At 71.3% G+C, this 19,753-nt stretch carries 15 protein-coding genes; 6 read left to right on the top strand and 9 right to left on the bottom strand.

All coding sequences use genetic code 11. The annotated features are described in order from the left end of the window. Positions 1-207: 207 nt before the first annotated feature. The 7 genes from ACIQTO_RS08750 to ACIQTO_RS08720 form a co-directional block, all read right to left on the bottom strand. Positions 208-1,719: a sensor histidine kinase gene (locus tag ACIQTO_RS08750; protein ID WP_402385243.1), complete on the bottom strand. Its 1,512-nt coding sequence runs from the start codon at positions 1,717-1,719 to the stop codon at positions 208-210. Between the two features lie 400 nt (positions 1,720-2,119). Further along, a complete protein-coding gene (locus ACIQTO_RS08745; RefSeq protein WP_402384780.1) occupies positions 2,120-3,178 on the bottom strand; it encodes an SIS domain-containing protein in 1,059 nt (352 codons plus the stop codon). Between the two features lie 202 nt (positions 3,179-3,380). Then, complete coding sequence (locus ACIQTO_RS08740; protein ID WP_402385240.1) at positions 3,381-4,679, bottom strand: extracellular solute-binding protein; 1,299 nt, start codon at positions 4,677-4,679, stop codon at positions 3,381-3,383. A gap of 435 nt (positions 4,680-5,114) precedes the next feature. Further along, positions 5,115-6,668, bottom strand: a complete 1,554-nt coding sequence (locus tag ACIQTO_RS08735; RefSeq protein WP_402384778.1) for a glycoside hydrolase family 3 protein — start codon at positions 6,666-6,668, stop codon at positions 5,115-5,117. A gap of 6 nt (positions 6,669-6,674) precedes the next feature. Continuing rightward, entirely contained in the window at positions 6,675-7,502 is an 828-nt protein-coding gene (locus ACIQTO_RS08730; RefSeq protein ID WP_402384775.1) for a carbohydrate ABC transporter permease, read from the bottom strand. After that, complete coding sequence (locus ACIQTO_RS08725) at positions 7,499-8,527, bottom strand: carbohydrate ABC transporter permease (RefSeq protein ID WP_402384772.1); 1,029 nt, start codon at positions 8,525-8,527, stop codon at positions 7,499-7,501. Before ACIQTO_RS08725 ends, ACIQTO_RS08730 begins: the two co-directional genes overlap by 4 nt. Before the next feature lie 90 nt (positions 8,528-8,617). Then, positions 8,618-9,901 (bottom strand): extracellular solute-binding protein, encoded by a 1,284-nt coding sequence (locus ACIQTO_RS08720; RefSeq protein ID WP_387886320.1) that lies wholly within the window; start codon positions 9,899-9,901, stop codon positions 8,618-8,620. Between the two features lie 336 nt (positions 9,902-10,237). On the opposite strand from ACIQTO_RS08720, the gene ACIQTO_RS08715 reads away from it, so the two are divergent. The 4 genes from ACIQTO_RS08715 to ACIQTO_RS08700 all read left to right on the top strand — a co-directional run bounded on the left by ACIQTO_RS08715 (position 10,238) and on the right by ACIQTO_RS08700 (position 14,205). After that, the gene (locus tag ACIQTO_RS08715) at positions 10,238-11,029 is read left to right on the top strand and encodes a GntR family transcriptional regulator (RefSeq protein WP_380576358.1); all 792 of its coding nucleotides are present in this window, start codon (positions 10,238-10,240) and stop codon (positions 11,027-11,029) included. Between the two features lie 320 nt (positions 11,030-11,349). Then, entirely contained in the window at positions 11,350-11,619 is a 270-nt protein-coding gene (locus tag ACIQTO_RS08710) for a DUF3311 domain-containing protein (protein ID WP_402384767.1), read from the top strand. Further along, positions 11,616-13,229 carry a monocarboxylate uptake permease MctP gene (mctP, locus tag ACIQTO_RS08705; RefSeq protein WP_402384764.1) on the top strand — a complete coding sequence of 538 codons (1,614 nt, stop codon included), beginning with the start codon at positions 11,616-11,618 and terminating at the stop codon, positions 13,227-13,229. The genes ACIQTO_RS08710 and mctP overlap by 4 nt, the downstream gene beginning before the upstream one ends. Positions 13,230-13,383: 154 nt before the next feature. Then, positions 13,384-14,205: a histidine phosphatase family protein gene (locus ACIQTO_RS08700; RefSeq protein WP_402384761.1), complete on the top strand. Its 822-nt coding sequence runs from the start codon at positions 13,384-13,386 to the stop codon at positions 14,203-14,205. A 62-nt stretch (positions 14,206-14,267) separates the two neighbouring features. Here ACIQTO_RS08700 and ACIQTO_RS08695 read toward each other — a convergent pair whose 3' ends face one another. Continuing rightward, the gene (locus ACIQTO_RS08695) at positions 14,268-15,221 is read right to left on the bottom strand and encodes a helix-turn-helix domain-containing protein (protein ID WP_402384759.1); all 954 of its coding nucleotides are present in this window, start codon (positions 15,219-15,221) and stop codon (positions 14,268-14,270) included. A gap of 443 nt (positions 15,222-15,664) precedes the next feature. Between ACIQTO_RS08695 and ACIQTO_RS08690 the strand changes: the two genes are divergently transcribed. Beyond that, entirely contained in the window at positions 15,665-16,159 is a 495-nt protein-coding gene (locus ACIQTO_RS08690; protein ID WP_402384757.1) for a GNAT family N-acetyltransferase, read from the top strand. Between the two features lie 135 nt (positions 16,160-16,294). Next, positions 16,295-18,580, top strand: coding sequence for an acyltransferase family protein (locus ACIQTO_RS08685; protein WP_402384754.1), 2,286 nt, complete (start codon positions 16,295-16,297; stop codon positions 18,578-18,580). Here ACIQTO_RS08685 and ACIQTO_RS08680 read toward each other — a convergent pair. Further along, on the bottom strand, positions 18,550-19,749 hold the full coding sequence (locus ACIQTO_RS08680) for a glycoside hydrolase family 113 (RefSeq protein ID WP_402384751.1): 1,200 nt from the start codon (positions 19,747-19,749) through the stop codon (positions 18,550-18,552). The two genes, ACIQTO_RS08685 and ACIQTO_RS08680, sit on opposite strands and share 31 nt — an antisense overlap. Between the last annotated feature and the right edge of the window lie 4 nt (positions 19,750-19,753).

Genomic DNA, 19,753 nt, shown 5'->3' with positions numbered 1-19,753 from the left:
CGTTTCTGTTTCCGCGCCCAGGTCGTGCTCCCCGCCTCGGCGCCCGCGTCCGGTACTCGCGGTGGTGCTCGCGGTGACGCTGGAGTGCGCGCCCGGCGCTCCCCTCGGACGCACGCCCCCGTCACACTCCACTGCACCTCGTACGCCGCGCCCCGTCCGGCGGCCCCCGCCGGCCGGCACCGGGAGCGGCCAGGGCACCGGGAGTGCTCAGGGCACCGGGATCTCCAGGATCACCTTGGTGCCGCCGTTCGGCCCCGCCACCATGTCGAAGGTGCCGCCGAGCTCCCCGGTCGCCAGGGTGCGGACGATCTGCAGCCCGAGGTTGCCCGCCTGCTGCGGGTCGAACCCCTCCGGCATGCCCCGGCCGTCGTCCTGCACGGTGATCAGCAGGTACTCCTCCGGCCGGGCGCCGCCGTTCCAGCTGTCCGACCAGCCCATACCGGTGGCCGGTGCCCGGCCGCGCAGCGCGCTGACCTCCAGATTGCCGGAGGCGGACGGACCGAAGGCGTGCTCCAGCGCGTTCTGCAGCAGCTCGGTCAGCACCATCGCCAGCGGGGTGGCCACCTCGGCGGAGAGGATGCCGAAGCTGCCACTGCGCCGGGTCGCCACCCGGCCGTCCTGGGACAGCTCCACCACCATGGCCAGGACCCGGTCGGCGATGTCGTCGAAGGCGACCTGCTCGTCCAGCGCCTGGGAGAGCGTCTCGTGCACGATCGCGATCGAGCCGACCCGGCGGACCGCCTCGTCCAGCGCGGCCCGGCCGGCGTCCGAGTCCATCCGGCGGGACTGCAGCCGCAGCAGGGCCGCCACCGTCTGGAGGTTGTTCTTCACCCGGTGGTGGATCTCCCGGATGGTCGCGTCCTTGGTCATCAGCTCGCGGTCACGGCGCCGCAGCTCGGTGACGTCCCGGCAGAGCACCAGGGAGCCGGTCAGGGTGCCCTTGGGCTTGAGCGGGATCGCCCGCAGGGTCACCACCCCGCCCTGCACCTCGACCTCGGTCTGGCGGGGCGCCCAGCCGCTCGCCAGCTTCACCAGCGCCTCGTGCACCGCCGACCGCGAGGGCGGCACCAGCTCGGCGGTGGCCCGGCCGAGGTGGCTGCCGACCAGGTCGGTGGTGAGGCCGAGGCGGTGGTAGGCGGAGAGCGCGTTGGGGCTGGCGTAGGTGACGATGCCGTCGGCGTCGAGCCGGATCAGCCCGTCGCCGACCCGGGGGGCCGCGTCCATGTCGGTCTGCTCGACGCCGTGGTACGGGAACGTCCCGGCGGCGATCATCTGGGCCAGGTCCGAGGCGCTCTGCAGGTACGTGAGTTCGAGCCGGCTGGGGGTCCGGACGGTCAGCAGGTTGGTGTTGCGGGCGATCACGCCGAGCACCTTGCCCTCGCGCCGCACCGGGATCGACTCGACCCGGACGGGCACCTCCTCGCGCCACTCCGGGTCCCCCTCGCGCACGATCCGCCCCTCGTCGAAGGCGGCGTCCAGCAGCGGCCGGCGGCCGCGCGGGACGAGGTGGCCGACCATGTCGTCCTGGTAGGAGGTGGGCCCGGTGTTGGGCCTCATCTGGGCCACCGAGACGTACCGGATGCCGTCCCAGGTGGGGATCCACAGGACCAGGTCGGCGAAGGAGAGGTCGGAGAGCAGCTGCCACTCCGAGACCAGCATGTGGAGCCACTCCACGTCGGCACCGGTCAGGGTGGTGTGGCGGCGGACGAGTTCGTTCAGCGAGGGCACATGGCGAGCGTAGCCCCAGGTCCGGCGGGTGGGCCTGCCGCACCCGCCCGTGCGGGGGCGGCCCCAAGTTGTCCAGACCAATTTTCGGGGAGGCCTGGACAACCCAGATTGGTCTAGTCCACAATGAAAGAGCACCAAGGAGAGACCCCCCGCGCAACTGCCCTGACCGCGCGAGGTCGCTCCTCGGTCGGACGCCGCCGAGCGAGGACCCCGCACAGTTCTCGGTCGACCCGGTGCCCGACGACAGCTCCGGGCTGCGGTGCCGCATGGGTTGAGGGTCCCGTGTCGGCGCCGTGGCCCGTAGTGCTTTCCGCCCCCGGCCGTACCTGCTGGGCCGCTCAACGCCGAACCCCCGTCCACAGGCTGTGGACGGGGGTTCGGCGTTTCGGCGTCAGTGGGTCTCGGTGACCTTCGCCAGGGCGCGCGGGGCGTCCGGGTCCTGGCCGCGGGCGATGGTGACCTCGTAGGCCAGCTGCTGCAGCGGCAGGATCTCCAGGATCGTCTGGACCTCCTCGGGCACACCGGCCGGCAGCGCGAAGCCCGCCGAGGCGGCGTCCACCTGATCCTGCTGGCCGATGACCATCAGGTCCGCGCCGCGGCCGCGCAGGCGGTCCAGGACCGGCTGCAGGGCCTCGCCGCCCTTGCCCTCCGGGACGATCGCGATGACCGGGGAGACGTTGTCGACCATGGCCAGCGGGCCGTGCAGCAGGTCGGCGCCGGAGAACGGGGAGGCCGGGATGTAGGTGGTCTCCATGAGCTTCAGCGCCGCCTCGCGGGCGGTCGGGTAGCCGTAGCCGCGCGAGGTGATGACCAGGCGCTGGGCGAAGCGGTAGCGCTCGGCCAGCGCCTTCACCTCGGCCTGGCGGGCCAGGATGCCGGCGGCCAGCGACGGCAGCTCCTTGGCGGCCGCGCCGTCGCCGCCGCGCAGGCCCTCGACCAGCAGGTACAGCGCCAGCAGCTCGGCGGTGTAGGTCTTGGTGGCGGGCAGCGCCTTCTCCGGACCGGCCAGCACGTCGATGTGGAACTCGGAGACCTCGGCCAGCGGCGAGGAGGCGTTGTTGGTGACCGCCAGCGTGATGGCGCCCGCCTCGCGGGCCGCCTTGGTGGAGGCCACCAGGTCCGGCGAGCCGCCGGACTGGCTGACGGTGATGACCAGCACGTCCGTGAGGTCCGGCTTGGCGCCGTACGCGGTGGTGGTGGACATCGAGGTCAGGCCGGCCGGCTTGCCGAGCAGGATCTCGATCAGGTACTTGGCGTAGAGCGCCGCGTTGTCCGACGTGCCGCGCGCGGTGAGCAGGACGAAGCGCGGGTTGCGGGCGGCGATCTGGGCCGCGATCTCGAAGATCTTCGGGGCGCCCTCGTCGAGGATGCGCTGGAGGACGGCCGGCTGCTCGGCCATCTCCGCCGCCATGATCCGGCCGGGGACGGGGACAGTCTGCGTGTCGGACATCTGGATGTGCCTCCGATGAGATGGTTCGACCCCGCCCGGGCGGGGATGCCCGGCGGGGACCTCTACGGCGGCGAGTCCGCACACTCGCTGCGGTGATTCCTGCGGCAATCCTACGGGGCCTCCCCCGCGCAGCACATTCGAGAGCCCCTCCCGGCGGTCCGGAAGGGGCTCCCGTCGGCTCACGGGCCCCGTCGGGCGCGGCTCAGCCCTGCTTGTTGATCAGCTGGTCGATCGCGGCGTCCGCCTCCTTGGCGGCCTGGTCGACCGGCTTGTTGCCCTTGAGGATCGCGGTGAGCATGTCCGGCAGGATCTTCTGCTTCTCGATCGCGCCCCAGCCCGGCGCCAGCGGGGTGAACCAGGCGTCCGGCACCGCGTTGGCCGCGGCGGCGGTGGTCGGCTTGCTCTTCAGCGGGTTCAGCTGGGTGAGGTTGTTCGGCAGGATGTCCTTGTCCGCCAGCGCCTGCTGGGACTTGGTGCTGGTGAACATCCGGACCCAGTCGGTGGCCAGCGCGGCCGACGGCGACTTGGCGGTGACGGCGAGGTCCGAGCCGCCGATGAAGGTCGGCAGCGGCTTGCCGCCCGGGCCGGGCATGGTGGCCAGCTTGACGGCGTCCTTGAGGGTCGGGTCGCCGGTGACCGGCGCGGTCACGCTGGAGGCCTCGTAGCCGTTGCCGTAGAAGGCCCCGGCGTGCCCGCGGGCCATCGACTCGAACTGGTTCTGCTCGTTGACCGCCAGGTCGCCCTTGTTGTACTTGCGCACCAGGTCGACGAAGTGGTTCAGCCCCTGCTGGGACTTCGGGTCGCTCAGCGTGCCGTGCCAGTTGCCGGCGCTGTCGAAGCGGGCGATGGCGCCGCCGTACGCGGAGACGTAGCTCATCGCCGCGTACCAGTACGGGCCGGGCAGGTAGAGCGCCGAGTAGCTCTTGTCGGCCTTGTTCTTGTCCGCGACCTTGTCCAGCGCCGTCCGCAGCTCGTCCTCGGTCTTGGGGAAGTCCGCGCTGCCGGTGGCCGCCTGGAAGGCGTTCGCGTTGTAGATGGCGACCCGGGCGCCCGCGTAGTACGGCACGCACCAGAGCTTGTCCTGGTAGGTGCAGGTGTTGGCGAGCGCCTTGATCCAGGCGTCGGAGTTGTCGAAGGTGGAGCGCTCCACCGGGGCCAGCGCGCCGGCGAGCACGTACTTCATGGTCTCGGTGTTGCCGAGCTCCACGACGTCGGGGGCGCTGCCGTCGGCGAGCGCCTTGTCCAGCTTGCCGACCTTGTCGGCCCACCCCTGGTAGGCGAGCCGCAGGGTGACGTTCGGGTACTTCGCCGCGAACTCGTCGTTCACCCGCTGCACGAGGTCGGGCCAGTTCTTCTGGGCGTCGTCCATCAGCCAGACGGTGACCGTGCCGGTGGCGGACTTCGGGTCCGCCGTGGCGGCCTTGCCGTCTCCCGACGGCGAGCCGCCCGAGGAACAGGCCGTCAATCCGGCGGCGAGCGCCATGATCCCGAACGTCGCCATGAGCTGACGCTTCTTCACGCCATCCTCCGAGGGTGCTAGAGCCTGTGCCCGCCGGCAGCGTGATGGCGCGTCCGCCAGGAGAGCTCCGGGCGGGGACGGCGAAGTGCTTCAGGAAGGGCCAATACCACATCCGGTGAGGTTGAATTTCGAACCGGATGGACTGGAGCCTGGCCTAGACCACTGGCGGTGTCAACGCCAAATGGCCAGGCCGCAAAGGACGTTGCAGACCTGTTGTACCGCGTGGCGATCAGTCGCCGCCTCATCACCCTAAGTAGAACTTAAGGCTGGCTTAAGGCCGATTTGAGAGAACACCGACAGATGACGACTTCGCAGGTCAACGGGGGGAAAACAGAGCGGGCCCGTCATGCGCCATGCGCATGACGGGCCCGCTCGCGAGTGCCTTCCCGGCACTCGGGGTCACGGTCCGACAGAACCTCAGCCGATCGCTCCCGACTGGCCGGTGAGCACCTCGACGGCCGCCAGGCCGCAGACCCGGGCGGCACCGTGGGTGGCGATGTGGAGCGCGCCCACCGGCCCGGACTGCGGCAGGCCCATCTCGACCACCGCGGCGTCCGGACGGGCCGCCACCAGACGGGACAGCGCGGCGGACATCCACGGGTAGCGGTGGGCGTCACGGACCACCAGCACCAGACGGCGGCCCTCGGCGCCGGCCACCACGTCGGCGACCAGCGCGTCCAGCCGCTCCGGCGCGGCGTCCTTCGGGCCGACCTCCCGGGTGCGGGTACCGGGGAAGCGGTCGGCCAGCATGTCCGCCACGCCCCACGGGGTCACCGCGCCGACGGCGATGTTGGGCTCGTCGGCGAACGAGGCCACGTACGGGCGCTCGGTCACCGGCAGGGCCTCCCGGCCCGGGGCCCGGACCACGCGCAGCGCGCGGCGGGCGGCCCGCAGGCCGACCGCCAGGTCGGGCTCCAGCCGCTCGCCCTGGGCCGCGATCCGGCCCCAGCTGCCGAGCGCGCGCACCCGGTCGGCGGCGTCGGCCAGCCGCTCCTCGGCGAGCTTGCCGGCCCGCACGCCCGCCACGATGGCGTCGCGCAGCAGCAGCACGGTCTCCTCGTCGGCCAGACCGCCGCCGACGCAGATCGCGTCCGCGCCGGCCGCCAGGGCCAGCACGGTGCCCTCGCCCATCCCGAAGGTGTCGGCGATGGCGCCCATCTCGATCGCGTCGCTGACGATCAGACCCTGGTAGCCCAGGCCGCCGTCGGCCGGGGCCGCGCGCAGCAGGTCGCGCAGGACCCGGGGGCTCAGCGTGGCCGGCAGCTGGGGGTCGAGCGCCGGGATCATGATGTGGGCCGTCATCACGGCCTTGGTGCCGGCGGCGATCGCGGCCTGGAACGGGATCAGGTCGCGGGCGCGCAGCACGTCCAGGTCGACGTCGATCACCGGCAGGCCGTGGTGCGAGTCGACCGCGGTGTCGCCGTGTCCGGGGAAGTGCTTCGAGCAGGCGGCCACGCCGGCCGACTGCAGGCCCTCCACCCAGGCGGCGGTGTGCCGGGCGCACAGCTCCGGGTCGGCGCCGAAGGAACGGACGCCGATCACCGGGTTGCGCGGGTTGGAGTTGACGTCCGCGGTGGGCGCCCAGTTGTAGTTGACGCCGGCGGCCGCCAGCGCGCGGCCCAGCTCACGGGCGACGTCGCGGGTCAGCGCCGGGTCGTCGATCGCGCCGAGGGCGAAGTTGCCCGGCCAGGAGGAGCCGGAGCCGGCCTCCAGGCGGGTGACGTCGCCGCTCTCCTCGTCGATCGCGATCAGGAGGTCCGGGTTCTCCTCGCGCAGCGCCTTGGTCAGCGCCGAGAGCTGGTCGAGACCGGTGACGTTGCGGTCGAAGAGCGCGACCGAACCGAGGCCGGCCGCGAGGTGGCGGCGGACCCACTCCGGGGGCTCGGTGCCGACGAAGCCGGGCTGCAGGACGGTCAGCGCGTCGCGGTGCAGCTGGTCGCTGGCCGGGAGGGTGGGGACAAGGATGCTCACGTCGCGTCAGCCCTTCACTGCACCGTCGGTCAAACCACCGACGGCCTTGCGCTGGAGGAATACGAAGAGGATCAGCACCGGGAGGGCGAACAGCGTCGAGGCCGCCATGGTGGCGCCCCAGTCGGTGCCGAAGTTGGTCTGGAACGAGGAGAGCCAGAGCGGCAGGGTCTGCCCCTCGGTCTTGTTCAGGATCAGGACCAGGGGGAACTCGTTCCACGCGGTGATGAAGCCGAACAGCGAGGTCGACATCAGGCCCGGGGCCAGCAGCGGGAAGATCACCTTCATGAAGGCCTGGGTGCGGGTGCAGCCGTCGACCATGGCGGACTCCTCCAGTTCCTTCGGGACGGCGGCGATGAAGCTGCGCAGCGTCCAGATGGTGAAGGGGAGGACCATCATCATGTAGAAGGCGGTCAGCGGGACGAGGCTGTTCAGCATCTCGCTGTCGCGGGAGATCAGGTAGACCGCGATGGTCATGACCTCCCAGGGCGCCATCTGCGCGGCCATCACGACCAGCACGAAGGCCTTGCGGCCGCGGAAGCGCATCCGGGCGATGGCGAAGGACGCCAGGGTCGCGATCACCAGCGAGATCAGCACCGCGACGATGGTCACCGTGAAGCTGTTGGTGACGTACGTCCAGAACTTGGGGGCGTTGATCGCCGTCGTGAAGTGGTCGAGCGTCGCGTCGAGGGGCAGGAAGACCGGCGTCCGGCTGACGATGTCCTTCTGTTCCTTGAAGGCGGTGATGACCATCCAGTAGACGGGGAAGATGAAGAAGACGAAGAGGACGAGCGCGATCACGTTCGGCCAGGTACGTCCGATGAGCGAGCGCCTCACAGCTCGTCCTCCTGCTTCAGAATGATCCGGAAGTAGTACGCCATCAGCACGCCGAGCATCAGGATGGTGAGCACCGCGATCGCGGCGCCGGTCCCGTAGTGCTGGGCGCCGGAGCCCTCCAGGAAGGCGTGCACGGGCAGGGTCCGGGTGAGCGAGTCGGGGCCGCCGGCCTTGATCGCGTAGACCTGGGTGAAGGCCTTGAAGACCCAGATGACCTCAAGGAAGGTCGTGGCCAGGAAGAACGGCTTCAGGCTCGGGAAGATCACCGAGGTGAAGATCTTGGTGGGGCCGGCGCCGTCCATCCGGGCCGCTTCGTAGAGCTCCTTCGGGATGGTGGTCAGCCCCGCGTACATGTTGAACGCCACGAAGGGGATCGAGCCCCAGACGATCAGCAGGATGATCACGAAGAAGGTGGAGTACTGGCTGCCGGTCCAGTTGTAGGCGGCCATCGAGTGCCACCCCAGCTGGTCCAGGAACCAGTTGACGACACCGAAGCGGGTGTCGAACAGCCAGGTGAAGACGGTGGTCGCGGCGACCACCGGCATGGCCCAGGCGAGGAGCAGACCGACCGAGAGGACCAGTCGCATCTTCTTGCCGAGGCGGTTGAGCAGCAGACCGACCAGCGAACCGCCGACCATGATCAGGACCACGTTGACCAGGGTGAACGCGACCGTCCGGCCGGTGACCGCCCAGAACTCGGAGTTGGTCAGCTGCTCGGTGTAGTTCTCGAAGCCGTTCCACTCGGTCAGGTGCTGGACGAGCTGGCGCGCGTTCAGGTTCTGGAACGAGACCAGGACGGTCTTCAGCAGGGGCCAGCCCAGCAGGCCGAGGGTCACCACGGTGGCCGGCAGCAGCAGCAGGTACGGGGCGAACCGCGTGCCGAAGCCCGGTCCGCCCGCTGCTCTGGTGCTCTTCTTCGGAGTGCCCTTGACGCCGCCGTCGGCGACGCTCGTCTCAATAGTGGCCACAGCAGCCTTCCCTGTGTCCGGGGACTGTGTCTGCACCCGCTCCGAATGCACAGCCATCGTTCTCTCTTCCTGACAACCTGACCACGACGGACAGGCGCCGCTCACCGGCCCCCCGCCGGGGGCCGGTGAGCGACGCCGCTCGACCACTTACTGCTTGGCGTTCAGACGCTTGGCGATCTCGTCGTCGGCCTTCTTGGCAGCGGCGGCGTAGTCACCGGTCAGGGCGCCGGTCAGGAACTCCTTGATGGGGTTCGGGTTGTTCTCGACGCTCGCCCAGTTCGGCGTGGTCGGGGTGATGCCACCGGAGGCGGCACCGAGCTTGGCGGCGGCGGCGAAGTCGCCGACCACCTTGTCGTCCAGCGACTTCTTGTTCGGGATGCTGCCGGCGGCGGCGACCAGGCCCTCGTTCTTGTCGTTCAGGGCGATCTTGAGGAAGTCCTTCGCCATGTCGCTGTTCTTGCTCGCCTGGGCGATCGCCAGGTTGGAGCCGCCCAGGAACACACCGGAGGCCTTGTCGGCGGTCTTGCCCGGGAGCGGGAAGTAGCCGATCTTCTCCTTCGGCATCTCCTTCTCGGTCGGGATCTCCCAGCCGAGGCCGATGATCGAGCCGATGTCGCCCTTGGCGAAGACGTCCTTCTGCTGCGGCTTGGCCTCGTCACCGTCCTTGGCGGCGGTGGTCGAGTGGCTCTGCAGCGCCTTGTAGGTCTCGAAGGCCTTCTGCGCCTCGGGGGTCGACAGACCGCCGACCCACTTGTCGCCGTCCTTCTTCGCGAGCTTGCCGCCCTCGCTGGTGAGGAGACCGAAGTAGACGTACCACTCCTGGCCCGGCATGTAGATCGCGTCGGAGACGCCGGGGACGGCCTTGACCTTGTCCAGGTCGGCGTAGAACTCGTCCAGGGTCTTCGGGGGCGTGGTGATGTTCGCCTTGCCCCAGATCTCCTTGTTGTAGGCGACCACGCGGTTGGTCACGAACCACGGGGCGGCGTACTGCTTGCCGTCCAGGATCGCGGACTCGCTCTGGTTGGCGTTCCAGTCGGCACCGCCGATGGCGGCCTTGTCCTTGGTGATGTCGAGGAGACCACCGGTGGCCGCGTAGCCCGCGGTCTGGGTGTTGCCGACCTCGAGCACGTCGACCGAGCCCTCGGACAGCGCGGCGGTGACCTTCGGGCCGATACCGGTCCACTCCTGGATCTGGTACTCGATCTTGGAGCCCGGGTAGGTGGTCTCGAACTCGGTCTTGACCGCGTCGTCCCAGCCCTTGGGGGCGGAGCCAGACATCAGCCACACCTTGAGCGTCTTACCGCTGTAGTTCTTGGCGGCGGACGAGGACGAGCCGGCCTTGTCGCCGTCGCTCTTGGCGTCCGAACCACAAGCCGCCAGGCCGACGACCATTGCTGCGACGCCGACCGCCGCGATGAGCTGACGCTTCACGCCATCCTCCTGAGGGATGCCTGAGTTACCCCCGTCGGGTGGCTGCGGCAGACCCACGTAAAGCGGGAGGAAAGGTGCCGCCGACCCCATCGAACGGGTGGGGGGATTCATAGTTACTGATCTAGTGGTGTAGACCAGATGCCTGGAGCTTGGCCTAGACCAATGGGCCTGTCAACGGCTCTTCGACCGATCCGGACCACCCGTTATCAAGCCGACACCGCACATCGTTCATCGCGTGATGAGGTATTCGTTCCGTAGCCATACATGCAACGATGTGAGTTGTTAACGATGCGGCGGGGCCCCCAAAGGCCCCGCGAGAAGCGGGAGACAGGTCCGATGAGCAGCGACGGGGGCAGCACGGCCCAGGTCAACGACCCCCAGGTGAAGAACCTCCCGGCGCAGACCGGTGCGGACGCCACCGCGCGGGTGCCCAAGTACTACGGCCTCAAGCGCCACCTGCTGCAGCTCACCGAGACCCAGCCGGCCGGCACCCCCGTCCCGCCCGAGAGGGCACTCGCCGCCCAGTTCGACACCTCGCGCACCACCGTCCGCCAGGCGCTCCAGGAGCTGGTGGTCGAGGGGCGGCTGGAGCGCATCCAGGGCAAGGGCACCTTCGTCGCCAAGCCCAAGGTCGCCCAGGCCCTCCAGCTGACCTCCTACACCGAGGACATGCGCGCCCAGGGCCTGGAGCCCACCTCCCGGCTGATCGAGATCGGCTACATCACCGCCGACGACCGGCTGGCCCCGCTGCTGGACATCAAGCCCGGCGGGCGGGTGCTGCGGATCGAGCGCCTGCGACTGGCCAACGGCGACCCGATGGCCATCGAGGTCGCGCACCTCTCCGCGAAGCGCTTCCCCGCCCTGCGCCGCAACCTGGCCAAGCACAACTCGCTGTACACGGCCCTGCGCGAGGTGTACGCCGTCACGGTGGCGGAGGCCGAGGAGACCATCGAGACCACCCTGGCCACCCCGCGCGAGGCCGGACTGCTCGGCTCCGACCTCGGGCTGCCGATGCTCCAGCTCGCCCGGCACTCCTTCGACGCGGACGGCGACCCGGTCGAGTGGGTCCGGTCCATCTACCGCGGCGACCGGTACAAGTTCATCACCCGGCTCAAGCGCCCCGAGTAGGAGCCTCCGACCGCTCCTCCGCCAGGACTCCGGGCACCGGCGTACGCACGCGTACGCCGGTGCCTTTGTGCGGGGGCACGGCGCGCGGTGGGCCGCCCCGGCGCGCGACACGTCCGGAATGCGGGAAGTTCTGTCGTTCCCGGTGACACAGATCACGCCATGCTCTAGATTTCGCAGCCGTATTGACTGCCGATCACCAGTGGTGCTGCTCGGCGGGCTCGGGGGGCCGTGCGGTACCTCCGGGCTGCGGCGCCGTCGGGGTGAACCCTCTGGAGCGGAGCCGAAAGATGCCGTCAGATCCTGCTGCCGTTGAATCTGTCATGCCCGAGCCACCGGGCTCGGGAGCCGTTCCCGCGGTGACCCCGGAACGGGTGCTGGCCGGGCTCGCCCTGCTCGTGCCGATCGTCGCGATGCTCTGGGTGTCCTCGTACGACAAGACCGGACCCGAGGCGGGCGGGGTCCCCTTCTTCTACTGGTACCAGCTGCTCTGGGTACCGGTCTCGGCCGTCTTCACGGTCGCCGCGTACCTGCTGATCAACCGGGACGAGAAGGCCCGCAAGGCCGCCCGGAAGGCGGGTGGCGCGCGATGAACGGCGTCAACGTACCGGCCCTGACCGTCTTCGTCCTCTTCTTCGTCCTGGTCACCGTGATGGGCTTCCTCGCCTCGCGCTGGCGCCGGGCGGACAACGCCCAGCACCTGGACGAGTGGGGGCTGGGCGGCCGCAGCTTCGGGACCTGGGTCACCTGGTTCCTGCTGGGCGGCGACCTCTACACCGCCTACACCTTCGTCGCCGTCCCGGCCGCGGTCTACGCGACCGGCGCGGCCGGCTTCTTCGCGGTGCCGTACACGATCGTCGCGTACCCGCTGGTCTTCCTCTTCCTGCCCCGGCTCTGGTCGGTCTCCCGGGTGCACGGGTACGTCACCCCGGCCGACTTCGTGCGCGGGCGGTACGGCTCCAAGCCGCTCGCCCTGGTGGTCGCGCTGACCGGCATCCTGGCCACGATGCCCTACATCGCGCTGCAACTGGTCGGCATCCAGGCGGTGCTGGACGTGCTGGGCGTCGGCGGCGGCGAGAACGCCAACTGGTTCGTCAAGGACCTGCCGCTCTTCATCGCCTTCGGTGTGCTGGCCGCCTACACCTACTCCTCCGGGCTGCGGGCGCCGGCCCTGATCGCCTTCGTCAAGGACACCCTGATCTACATCGTGATCATCGTCGCGGTGATCTACATCCCGATGCGGCTCGGCGGCTACGGCCACATCTTCGACGCGGCCGGCGAGAAGTTCAGCGCCCCCAAGTCGGCCGGCTCGCTCACGGTGCCGGAGAACAAGCAGTGGACGTACGCCACGCTGGCGCTCGGCTCGGCGATGGCGCTCTTCATGTACCCGCACTCGGTGACCGGTGTACTGGCCTCGAAGTCCCGCAACACGGTCCGCCGCAACATGGCGATCATGCCGGCGTACTCGCTGATGCTGGGCCTGCTGGCACTGCTCGGCTTCATGGCGATCGCGGCCGGCATCGGCAAGGGCGACAAGAAGTTCAACGCCCAGCTCTCGGTGCCGCAGCTGTTCGAGAACATGTTCCCGGACTGGTTCACCGGCGTGGCCTTCGCCGCCATCGGGATCGGCGCCCTGGTGCCGGCCGCCATCATGTCGATCGCGGCGGCCAACCTCTTCACCCGCAACGTCTACAAGGAGTTCCTGAAGCCGGCCGCCACGCCGGCCGACGAGACCCGGGTCGCCAAGCTCGCCTCGCTGCTGGTCAAGGTCGGCGCGCTGGCCTTCGTGCTCACCATGGACAAGCAGGCCGCGATCAACCTGCAGCTGCTGGGCGGGCTCTGGATCCTGCAGACCTTCGTCTCGATCGTCGGCGGCCTGTTCACCCGGTGGTTCCACCACTGGGCGCTGTTCGCCGGCTGGGCGGTCGGCATGATCTACGGCACCTGGGAGGCCTACGACATCGCCAGCCCGGCCACCAAGCACTTCGGCGGGAACGCCGCCGAGATCCCCGGCATCGGCGAGCTCGGCTACATCGGCCTGACCGCCTTCGCGCTCAACCTGGTGGTCTCGGTGACGCTCACGCTGGCGCTGAAGGCGTTCAAGGCGCCGGAGAGCCCGGACGAGACCCGGCCCGGTGACTACAGCGCCGAAGCGGGCGACGAAGAGCTGAAGAACGCGCCGGAGCCCGTGGCGGCGCACTGATTCGCACCGCGCGCGCCCTGTGACCGCGCCGCCTCCTCCGTGAACACTGGAGGAGGCGGCGCGATCATATGTATGAACGGCCGCACACGCAGGGCACCACCAGACCGGACCGGCATCCGGCCGGCACCTGATCGACCCACGGGGAGCAGCGGCGATGGCAGATCTCGGCACCACGCTCAACGGTCAGCACCAGTCCACCCACCGGGCCGGCCCACCGGCCGGCACGGCGCCCTACCCGGCGTCGCCCGCCCCGCACACCGCGCCGGCCGCGGCGCCCGGCCCGCTGCCCTCCTTGCTGATCGCCACCCGGCACGGCGAGTCCACCGCCAATGTCGAGTTCCAGCTGGCCGAGGCGGCCGGCGCGCTGAGCGTGCCGATCAGCTGCCGGGACGCGGACATCCCGCTCTCGCTGCACGGCCGGCAGCAGGCCCAGGCGCTCGGTCGCTGGTGGGCCGGCCTGCCCGGCGCCGACCGCCCGCGCAGCGTCTGGTGCTCCCCCTACGAGCGCACCGCCGAGACCACCCGGATCGCGCTGGCCCAGGCCGCCGGACTGGGCGCGGTACCGGTCTCGCTCGCCGTCCGCTACGACGAGCGGCTGCGCGACCGCGAGCTGGGCGTCCTGGAGATGCTGCCGAAGGCCGCGATCGAGGCCAAGCACCCGGAGGAGGCGGCGAGACGCCGCAAGATGGGCGAGCTCTACTACCGTCCACCGGGCGGCGAGTCCTGGGCGGACGTGGCCCTGCGGGTGCGCAGCGTGCTGCGGGACATCTGCGTGGAGGAGGCCGGGCGACCGGTCCTGCTGGTCGCGCACGACTGTACGGTGCTGATGCTCCGCTACGCGCTGGACCGGCTCACCGAGGCGCAGTTGACCGCCCTGGAGCCGGTCCGCAACTGCTCCACCAGCCTCTGGCGCGCCGAGGGCGGGCGGCTGCGCCCGACGCACTGGAACGACACCGGGCACCTGGCCCTCGGCTGACGTCCGGGCGGCGGGCCGCCGAGCAGCGGGCGGCCGAGCAGCGGGCGGGCCGCCGAGGGCGGTCAGGCGGCCGGCTCGGCGAAGCACCGGCGGTAGGCCAGCGGAGTCGTCCCCAGCCGGCGCCCGAAGTGGTGCCGCAGGGTGGCGGCGTTGCCGAACCCGCAGCGGGCCGCGATCGCGTCGACCGGCTCGGCGGTGGACTCCAGCAGCCGCTGGGCGAGCAACAGCCGCTGCCCGGTCAGCCAGCGGTGCGGGGTGGTCCCGGTCTCCTGCTGGAAGCGGCGGGCGAAGGTGCGCGGGGACAGATGGACCCGGGCCGCCAACTGCTCGACGGTGGACTCCTCGTCCAGGTGGTGGCGCATCCAGTCGAGCAGCGGCGCGAGGGACTCGCCGTCCCCCTCGGGCAGCGGCCGGGCGACGAACTGCGCCTGCCCGCCCTCCCGGTGCGGCGCCACCACCATCCGGCGGGCGATCCCCCGGGCCACCTCGGCGCCCTGGAGCTTGCGGACGAGGTGCAGACAGGCGTCGATGCCCGCCGCCGTGCCGGCCGAGGTGATCACCGGGTCGTCGTCCACGTAGAGCACGTCCGGCTCGACGCTGGTCCTCGGGAAGCGGGCGGCCAGCTCCTCGGCGTGCCGCCAGTGCGTGGTCGAGCGGCGGCCGTCCAGCAGCCCGGCGGCACCGAGCACGAAGGCGCCGCTGCAGATCGAGAGGACCCGGGCACCGCCCTCCACGGCGGCCCGCACGGCGTCCACCAGCGGCTCCGGGTAGTGCGGGCGCACCCCGGTGGCCGTCACGACGACGAGGTCGGCCTCGGCGAGCCGCTCCGGGCCGTACGGGACGTCCACCGTGAAGCCGGCATGGGTGCGGTGCGGACCGGGGTGGGCGCCGGCGACGGCGAAGTCGTACCGGGGCAGGCCGTCCGCGCTGCGGTCCAGGCCGAAGACCTCGCAGGCCACCCCGAGCTCGAAGGGGTGGAGCTCCTCCAGCACCACCGCGACCACGTTGTTCAGCATGCCGCCCAGGATGCCTCCCCGGGGTGCCCGCGGGGAAGGGTCCGGATGGCAGGATTTCGAGGCAATCGGTCATTCCTGCCACTCGTCGCCGCCCGGCGGCGCCGCGAGAGTGGAGCCATGGACTCCGACACGCTCGCCAGCGCACTCGCCCTGGTCGGGGCCGTCGGCGGCTTCGGCCTGCTCGGCACCCTGATCGGGCGCGAGGTGGACCGCTCCGCCGGCAACGGCCGCGACAACTGGCACCGGCCCGGCGGCTACCCCGTCGACCCGGCCCTGCCCGACCGGCTCTACGGCACCATGCCGGCCGCCTCGCTCCGCCCCGACGCCGACCCGGCCACCGCCCTCACCCGCACCCCCGCCGCACCCCGCCCCGCGGCGGACGGCGGCCTCCACGACAACGCCCCGGCGCCGGGGGCCGAGGACGGCTCCGGCACACTGACCGCATGGACATCGTCATCCGCCCGGCCCGCGAAGCGGACCTCGAAGCAGCCGGCCACATCACCGTCGAGGCCTTCGTCGGCGACGGTTACACCTCGCCCGAGAGCCAGTACGTCGACCTCCTGCGCGACACCGCCCGCCGGTCCCGGGAGGCCGAGCTCCTCGTCGCGGTCGACACGGCCGAAGGACGGGTCCTCGGCTGCGTGACCTTCGCGGTGGGCGGCACCGAGTGGGCCGACATCGCCGCCCCGGACGAGGGCGAGATCCGGATGCTCGCCACCGCGGCGGCCGCCCGCGGCCGGGGAGTCGGCGAGGCCCTGGTCCGCTCCGCCCTCGCCCGCAGCCGCGAGCTCGGCCTGGCCGGGATGGCCTTCTCCACCCGGCCGGAGATGCGGGCCGCCCACCGCATCTACGAGCGCGTCGGCTTCCGCCGGACCCCGGAACGCGACTGGGCACCGTACCCGGGGATGGACCTGATGGTCTACAGCATGGCCTTCTGACGGACGGTCGAGGAGGCGGCCGGAGCGCCGCTCAGGGCCGGGTCAGGGGCCGGCCGGGGGCCGGGTCGGGCGGCTGCGCCGGTCGCCGACGGACGATCAAAGCGCTCTTTTGATATAAACCTCTGATCGAGACACGTGGCAGCCCATCGATCCGGGGAGCAGCACCTCATGTACGACGGGCCCAGCGTCGACGCGCCCTCCGCGGCCGGCGGACCCACCCCGCAGGACATGCGCGAGGCCCGCGGGATCCCCGCCCCGCGCGGCAGCCGCTACGCGGTACCCGCCGAGCCCCCGCCACCCCCGCGCCCGCTGCCGCCGTCGGTGCGCTTCAAGGCGGTGGACGGACTCCGCGGCCTCGCCATCGCGTCCGTCCTGCTCTACCACACCAACTGGTTCCAGAACGGGCTGTTCGGTGTCGACGCCTTCTTCGTCCTCTCCGGCTTCCTGGTCACCCTGGTCCTGATCCGCGAGCTGGACCGCACCGACGGCATCGCGCTCGGCGTCTTCTACCGCCGCCGGGCCAAGCGACTGCTGCCCGGCCTGCTGGTCACCGTCCTCGCGGTGGTCCTCGTCTCGGCGCTGCTCAGCCCGCTCAAGGACGTGAAGGAACTGCGCCCGCAGGCGCTGGCCGCCCTGGCCCAGGTCGCCAACTGGGCGCAGCTGGAGCGCGGTGACGCCTACTGGCAGCACTTCGCCGGCATCGACCCGCTGGCCGCGATGTGGTCGCTCAGCATCACCGAGCAGTTCTACGTGGTCTGGCCGCTGCTGCTGCTCCTCATCCACGCGGCCTGCCGCCGCTCGCTCAAGGCCGCCGGCATCGTGACCGGCGTGCTGTTCGCCGGCGCCGCCGCCGTCGCCCCCCTGATGTGGAACGGCTCCAACAGCGACCGGCTCTACCTGGGCACCGAGTCCCGCGCGGTCGGCTTCGCGGCCGGCGCCACCGCCGCCTTCGTGGTCTACCTGCGGCTGCGCCGCAGGGCCCAGGACGGCGCGGACGCGGGCCCCCGCTCCCAGCGGCGTTCCCTGGCCCGCTCGGGACCGGCGGGCACGGTGCTGCTCACCCTGCTCGGCACGGTCGCCCTGGGCGGGCTGGTGCTGGCCGGCCTCGGCGTCGACAACTACCACCAACCCTGGCTGTACCAGGGCGGACTGGCCGGCGTCGCGGTGCTCTCCGCCGTCCTCGCCGCCTCGCTCTGCCACGACCGGGGCCCGCTGGTCCGGGTGCTCTCGCTGCCCCCGCTGCGCCTCACCGGCACCATCTCGTACAGCCTGTACCTGGTGCACCTGCCGGTCTACTGGCTGCTCCAGCGGTTCGTCGACGACATCACGCCGCCGCTGCTGCTGGCCGTCGGCGCGCCCGTCTCCTGGGCGCTGGCCTGGCTGCTGCACACCGGCACCGAGCGGCTGCGGGTGCTGCGCTGGCGGCCCTTCCCGACCATCCCGCTGCTGGCCGCCACCGCGCTGACGGCCACCGCCGGCGCCTGGTACCTGCCCGCCTGGGTCGAGCACGACATGCGCTCGGGCTCCGCCGACAAGCCGCTGGTGCTCGCGCTCGGCGACTCCTTCTCCGAGGACCTCGCCACCGGCCTGTACCGGCACGGCGACCGCTTCCGGGTGGTCGACGGCGGCATCAGCGGCTGCGGCGTGTTCGGCTCCGAGAAGGTCCGCGGCACCTCCCGGGTGGAGTTCGACACCACCGACGAGTGCCGCGACCGCACCGCGCTCTGGGCGAAGAGCCTGGACGGCGTCCAGGCCAAGGCGGTCGTCCTCCACCTCGGCTGGGACGCCGCCGAGCAGTACCTGGACGGCAGCTGGCTCAACCCCTGCGACGAGGACTACCGCACCCGGTACACCGCCCAGCTGACCCAGGCGATGGACCTGGTCAGGGAGCGCGCGCACGACGCCCGGGTGCTGCTGATGAACGAGCGGGTGCAGAACGGCGCGATCGACAAGACCTGGGGCACCTGTTACAACCAGCAGGTCGGCGACTTCGTGAAGGCCTCCGGCGGCGCCGTCCAGCTGCTCGACCTGAACGCCTTCTACTGCCCCGGCGGCAGCTGCGTCTGGAAGGACCGCGACGGCCACCTGGTCTCCCCCGCCACCGACGGCGTGCACCTCACGCCGGCCGGCATGCGGCTGGTGACGCCCTGGCTGGAGCGGCAGATCGCGGACGCCCTGGCCGGGGTCCGGCCCACGGGCGGGCCGCAGGACGCCGCTCAGGCTCCGCAGAGCACCCCGAGCGCCCCGGCGACGCCGACCGCCCCCGCCGTGCCCACCGAGCAGGCCGCCCCCACCGACCAGCCGTCCCCGAGCCACTCCGCCACCCCGAGCCGCAGGCCCACCACCACACCGCCCCGCAAGCCCACCACGAGCCCGAGCCGGGCGGCCACTCAGCCGGCCGCGACCTCGGGGACGGCGTAGGTCTGCGCGAAGCAGCCGCGGATCGCCTCCTCCGAGGCCGGGCGGCCGGCGAAGTCCATCCGGGGGGTGTCCTGGTTGGTGGGCAGGGTCGGGTCGATGCCGAAGTAGAGCGACCAGAAGTACACCCCGGCCAGCTTCCGCTCCTGCGCCACCTGGCAGACCGCGGTGAACCAGGTGGCCTGTACGGCCTCGTTGAGCTCGCGCTTGGTGTAGAAGTCACCGGGCGTCTTGTACGCGCCCTTCTGCGCCGGGATGCCCACCTCGGTCAGCTTGGTGGTCGGCTGTGGGCCCTTGCCGCGCTTGTCCAGCCAGGAGTTCCAGCTGGCCGCCAGGTCGGCCGGCGCGGCGTCGTCCCCGGCCGACCTGGCCGGGAAGTAGGCGTCGACGCCGGTGCGCTCGGTCGGCACCGCGACGGCGCCCTTGGACCAGTTGTCCCAGTTGGCGTCGTACGCGACCTCACCGCGGAAGGTCTTCCGCGCCTGCTCCACCAGCGGGGCCCAGTGCGGGTCGCCCTCCAGCGAGTTGAACTCGGTACCGATGGTGAACTCGGTCGCGTCGTGCTCCTGGGCGGACTTCAGGTAGGGCGTCAGGAAGGCCGAGTAGCTGGCGAACCAGGCGTCCCGGTCGGTGGGGGCGATGTTGCCGCGCCAGCCGTTGTTGGCCGGCTTCAGCGACTCCTCGTCCAGGATCGGCCGCACGGTCGTGCGCAGGCCCGCCCGGTGCGCGGTGTCCAGCAGGATCGCCAGCCGCTCCGGGCTCGGCGTGGTCGGCCGGGCCGCGACCGCGTTGGACTTGCTGCCCACCGTGTAGAACGGGAACGACACCGAGAGCGCGTTGGCGTTCAGCCCGACCACGTACTTGACGATGCGGTCCGCCTTGCCCTGGACGAAGCTCTCCGGGTCGGCCGGGTCGTCCAGCCAGTACACCTGGACGCCCCACTCCGGGCTGCCCTTCGCCCACGGCTGGGCCACCTTGGGCCCGGTGTCCTCCGGCGGCGCGTCCTTGCCGAAGCCCCAGACCCGGCCCTGCTCGTTGGCGGTACCGGCCCAGTGCACCTCGGTCGGGCGCTTGTGGTCGAACTTGATCGGGTGGTCGCCCCAGATGATCGGCACACCCACGGTGAGGCCGAGCACGGCGGTCGGCAGGATGAAGATGACGAAACGCTTCATAGTT

This window comes from Kitasatospora sp. NPDC091207, assembly GCF_044768625.1.
Lineage (GTDB): Bacteria > Actinomycetota > Actinomycetes > Streptomycetales > Streptomycetaceae > Kitasatospora.
Note: the sequence above shows the minus strand (reverse complement) of the source record. Positions and strands in the feature narration are given on the sequence as shown.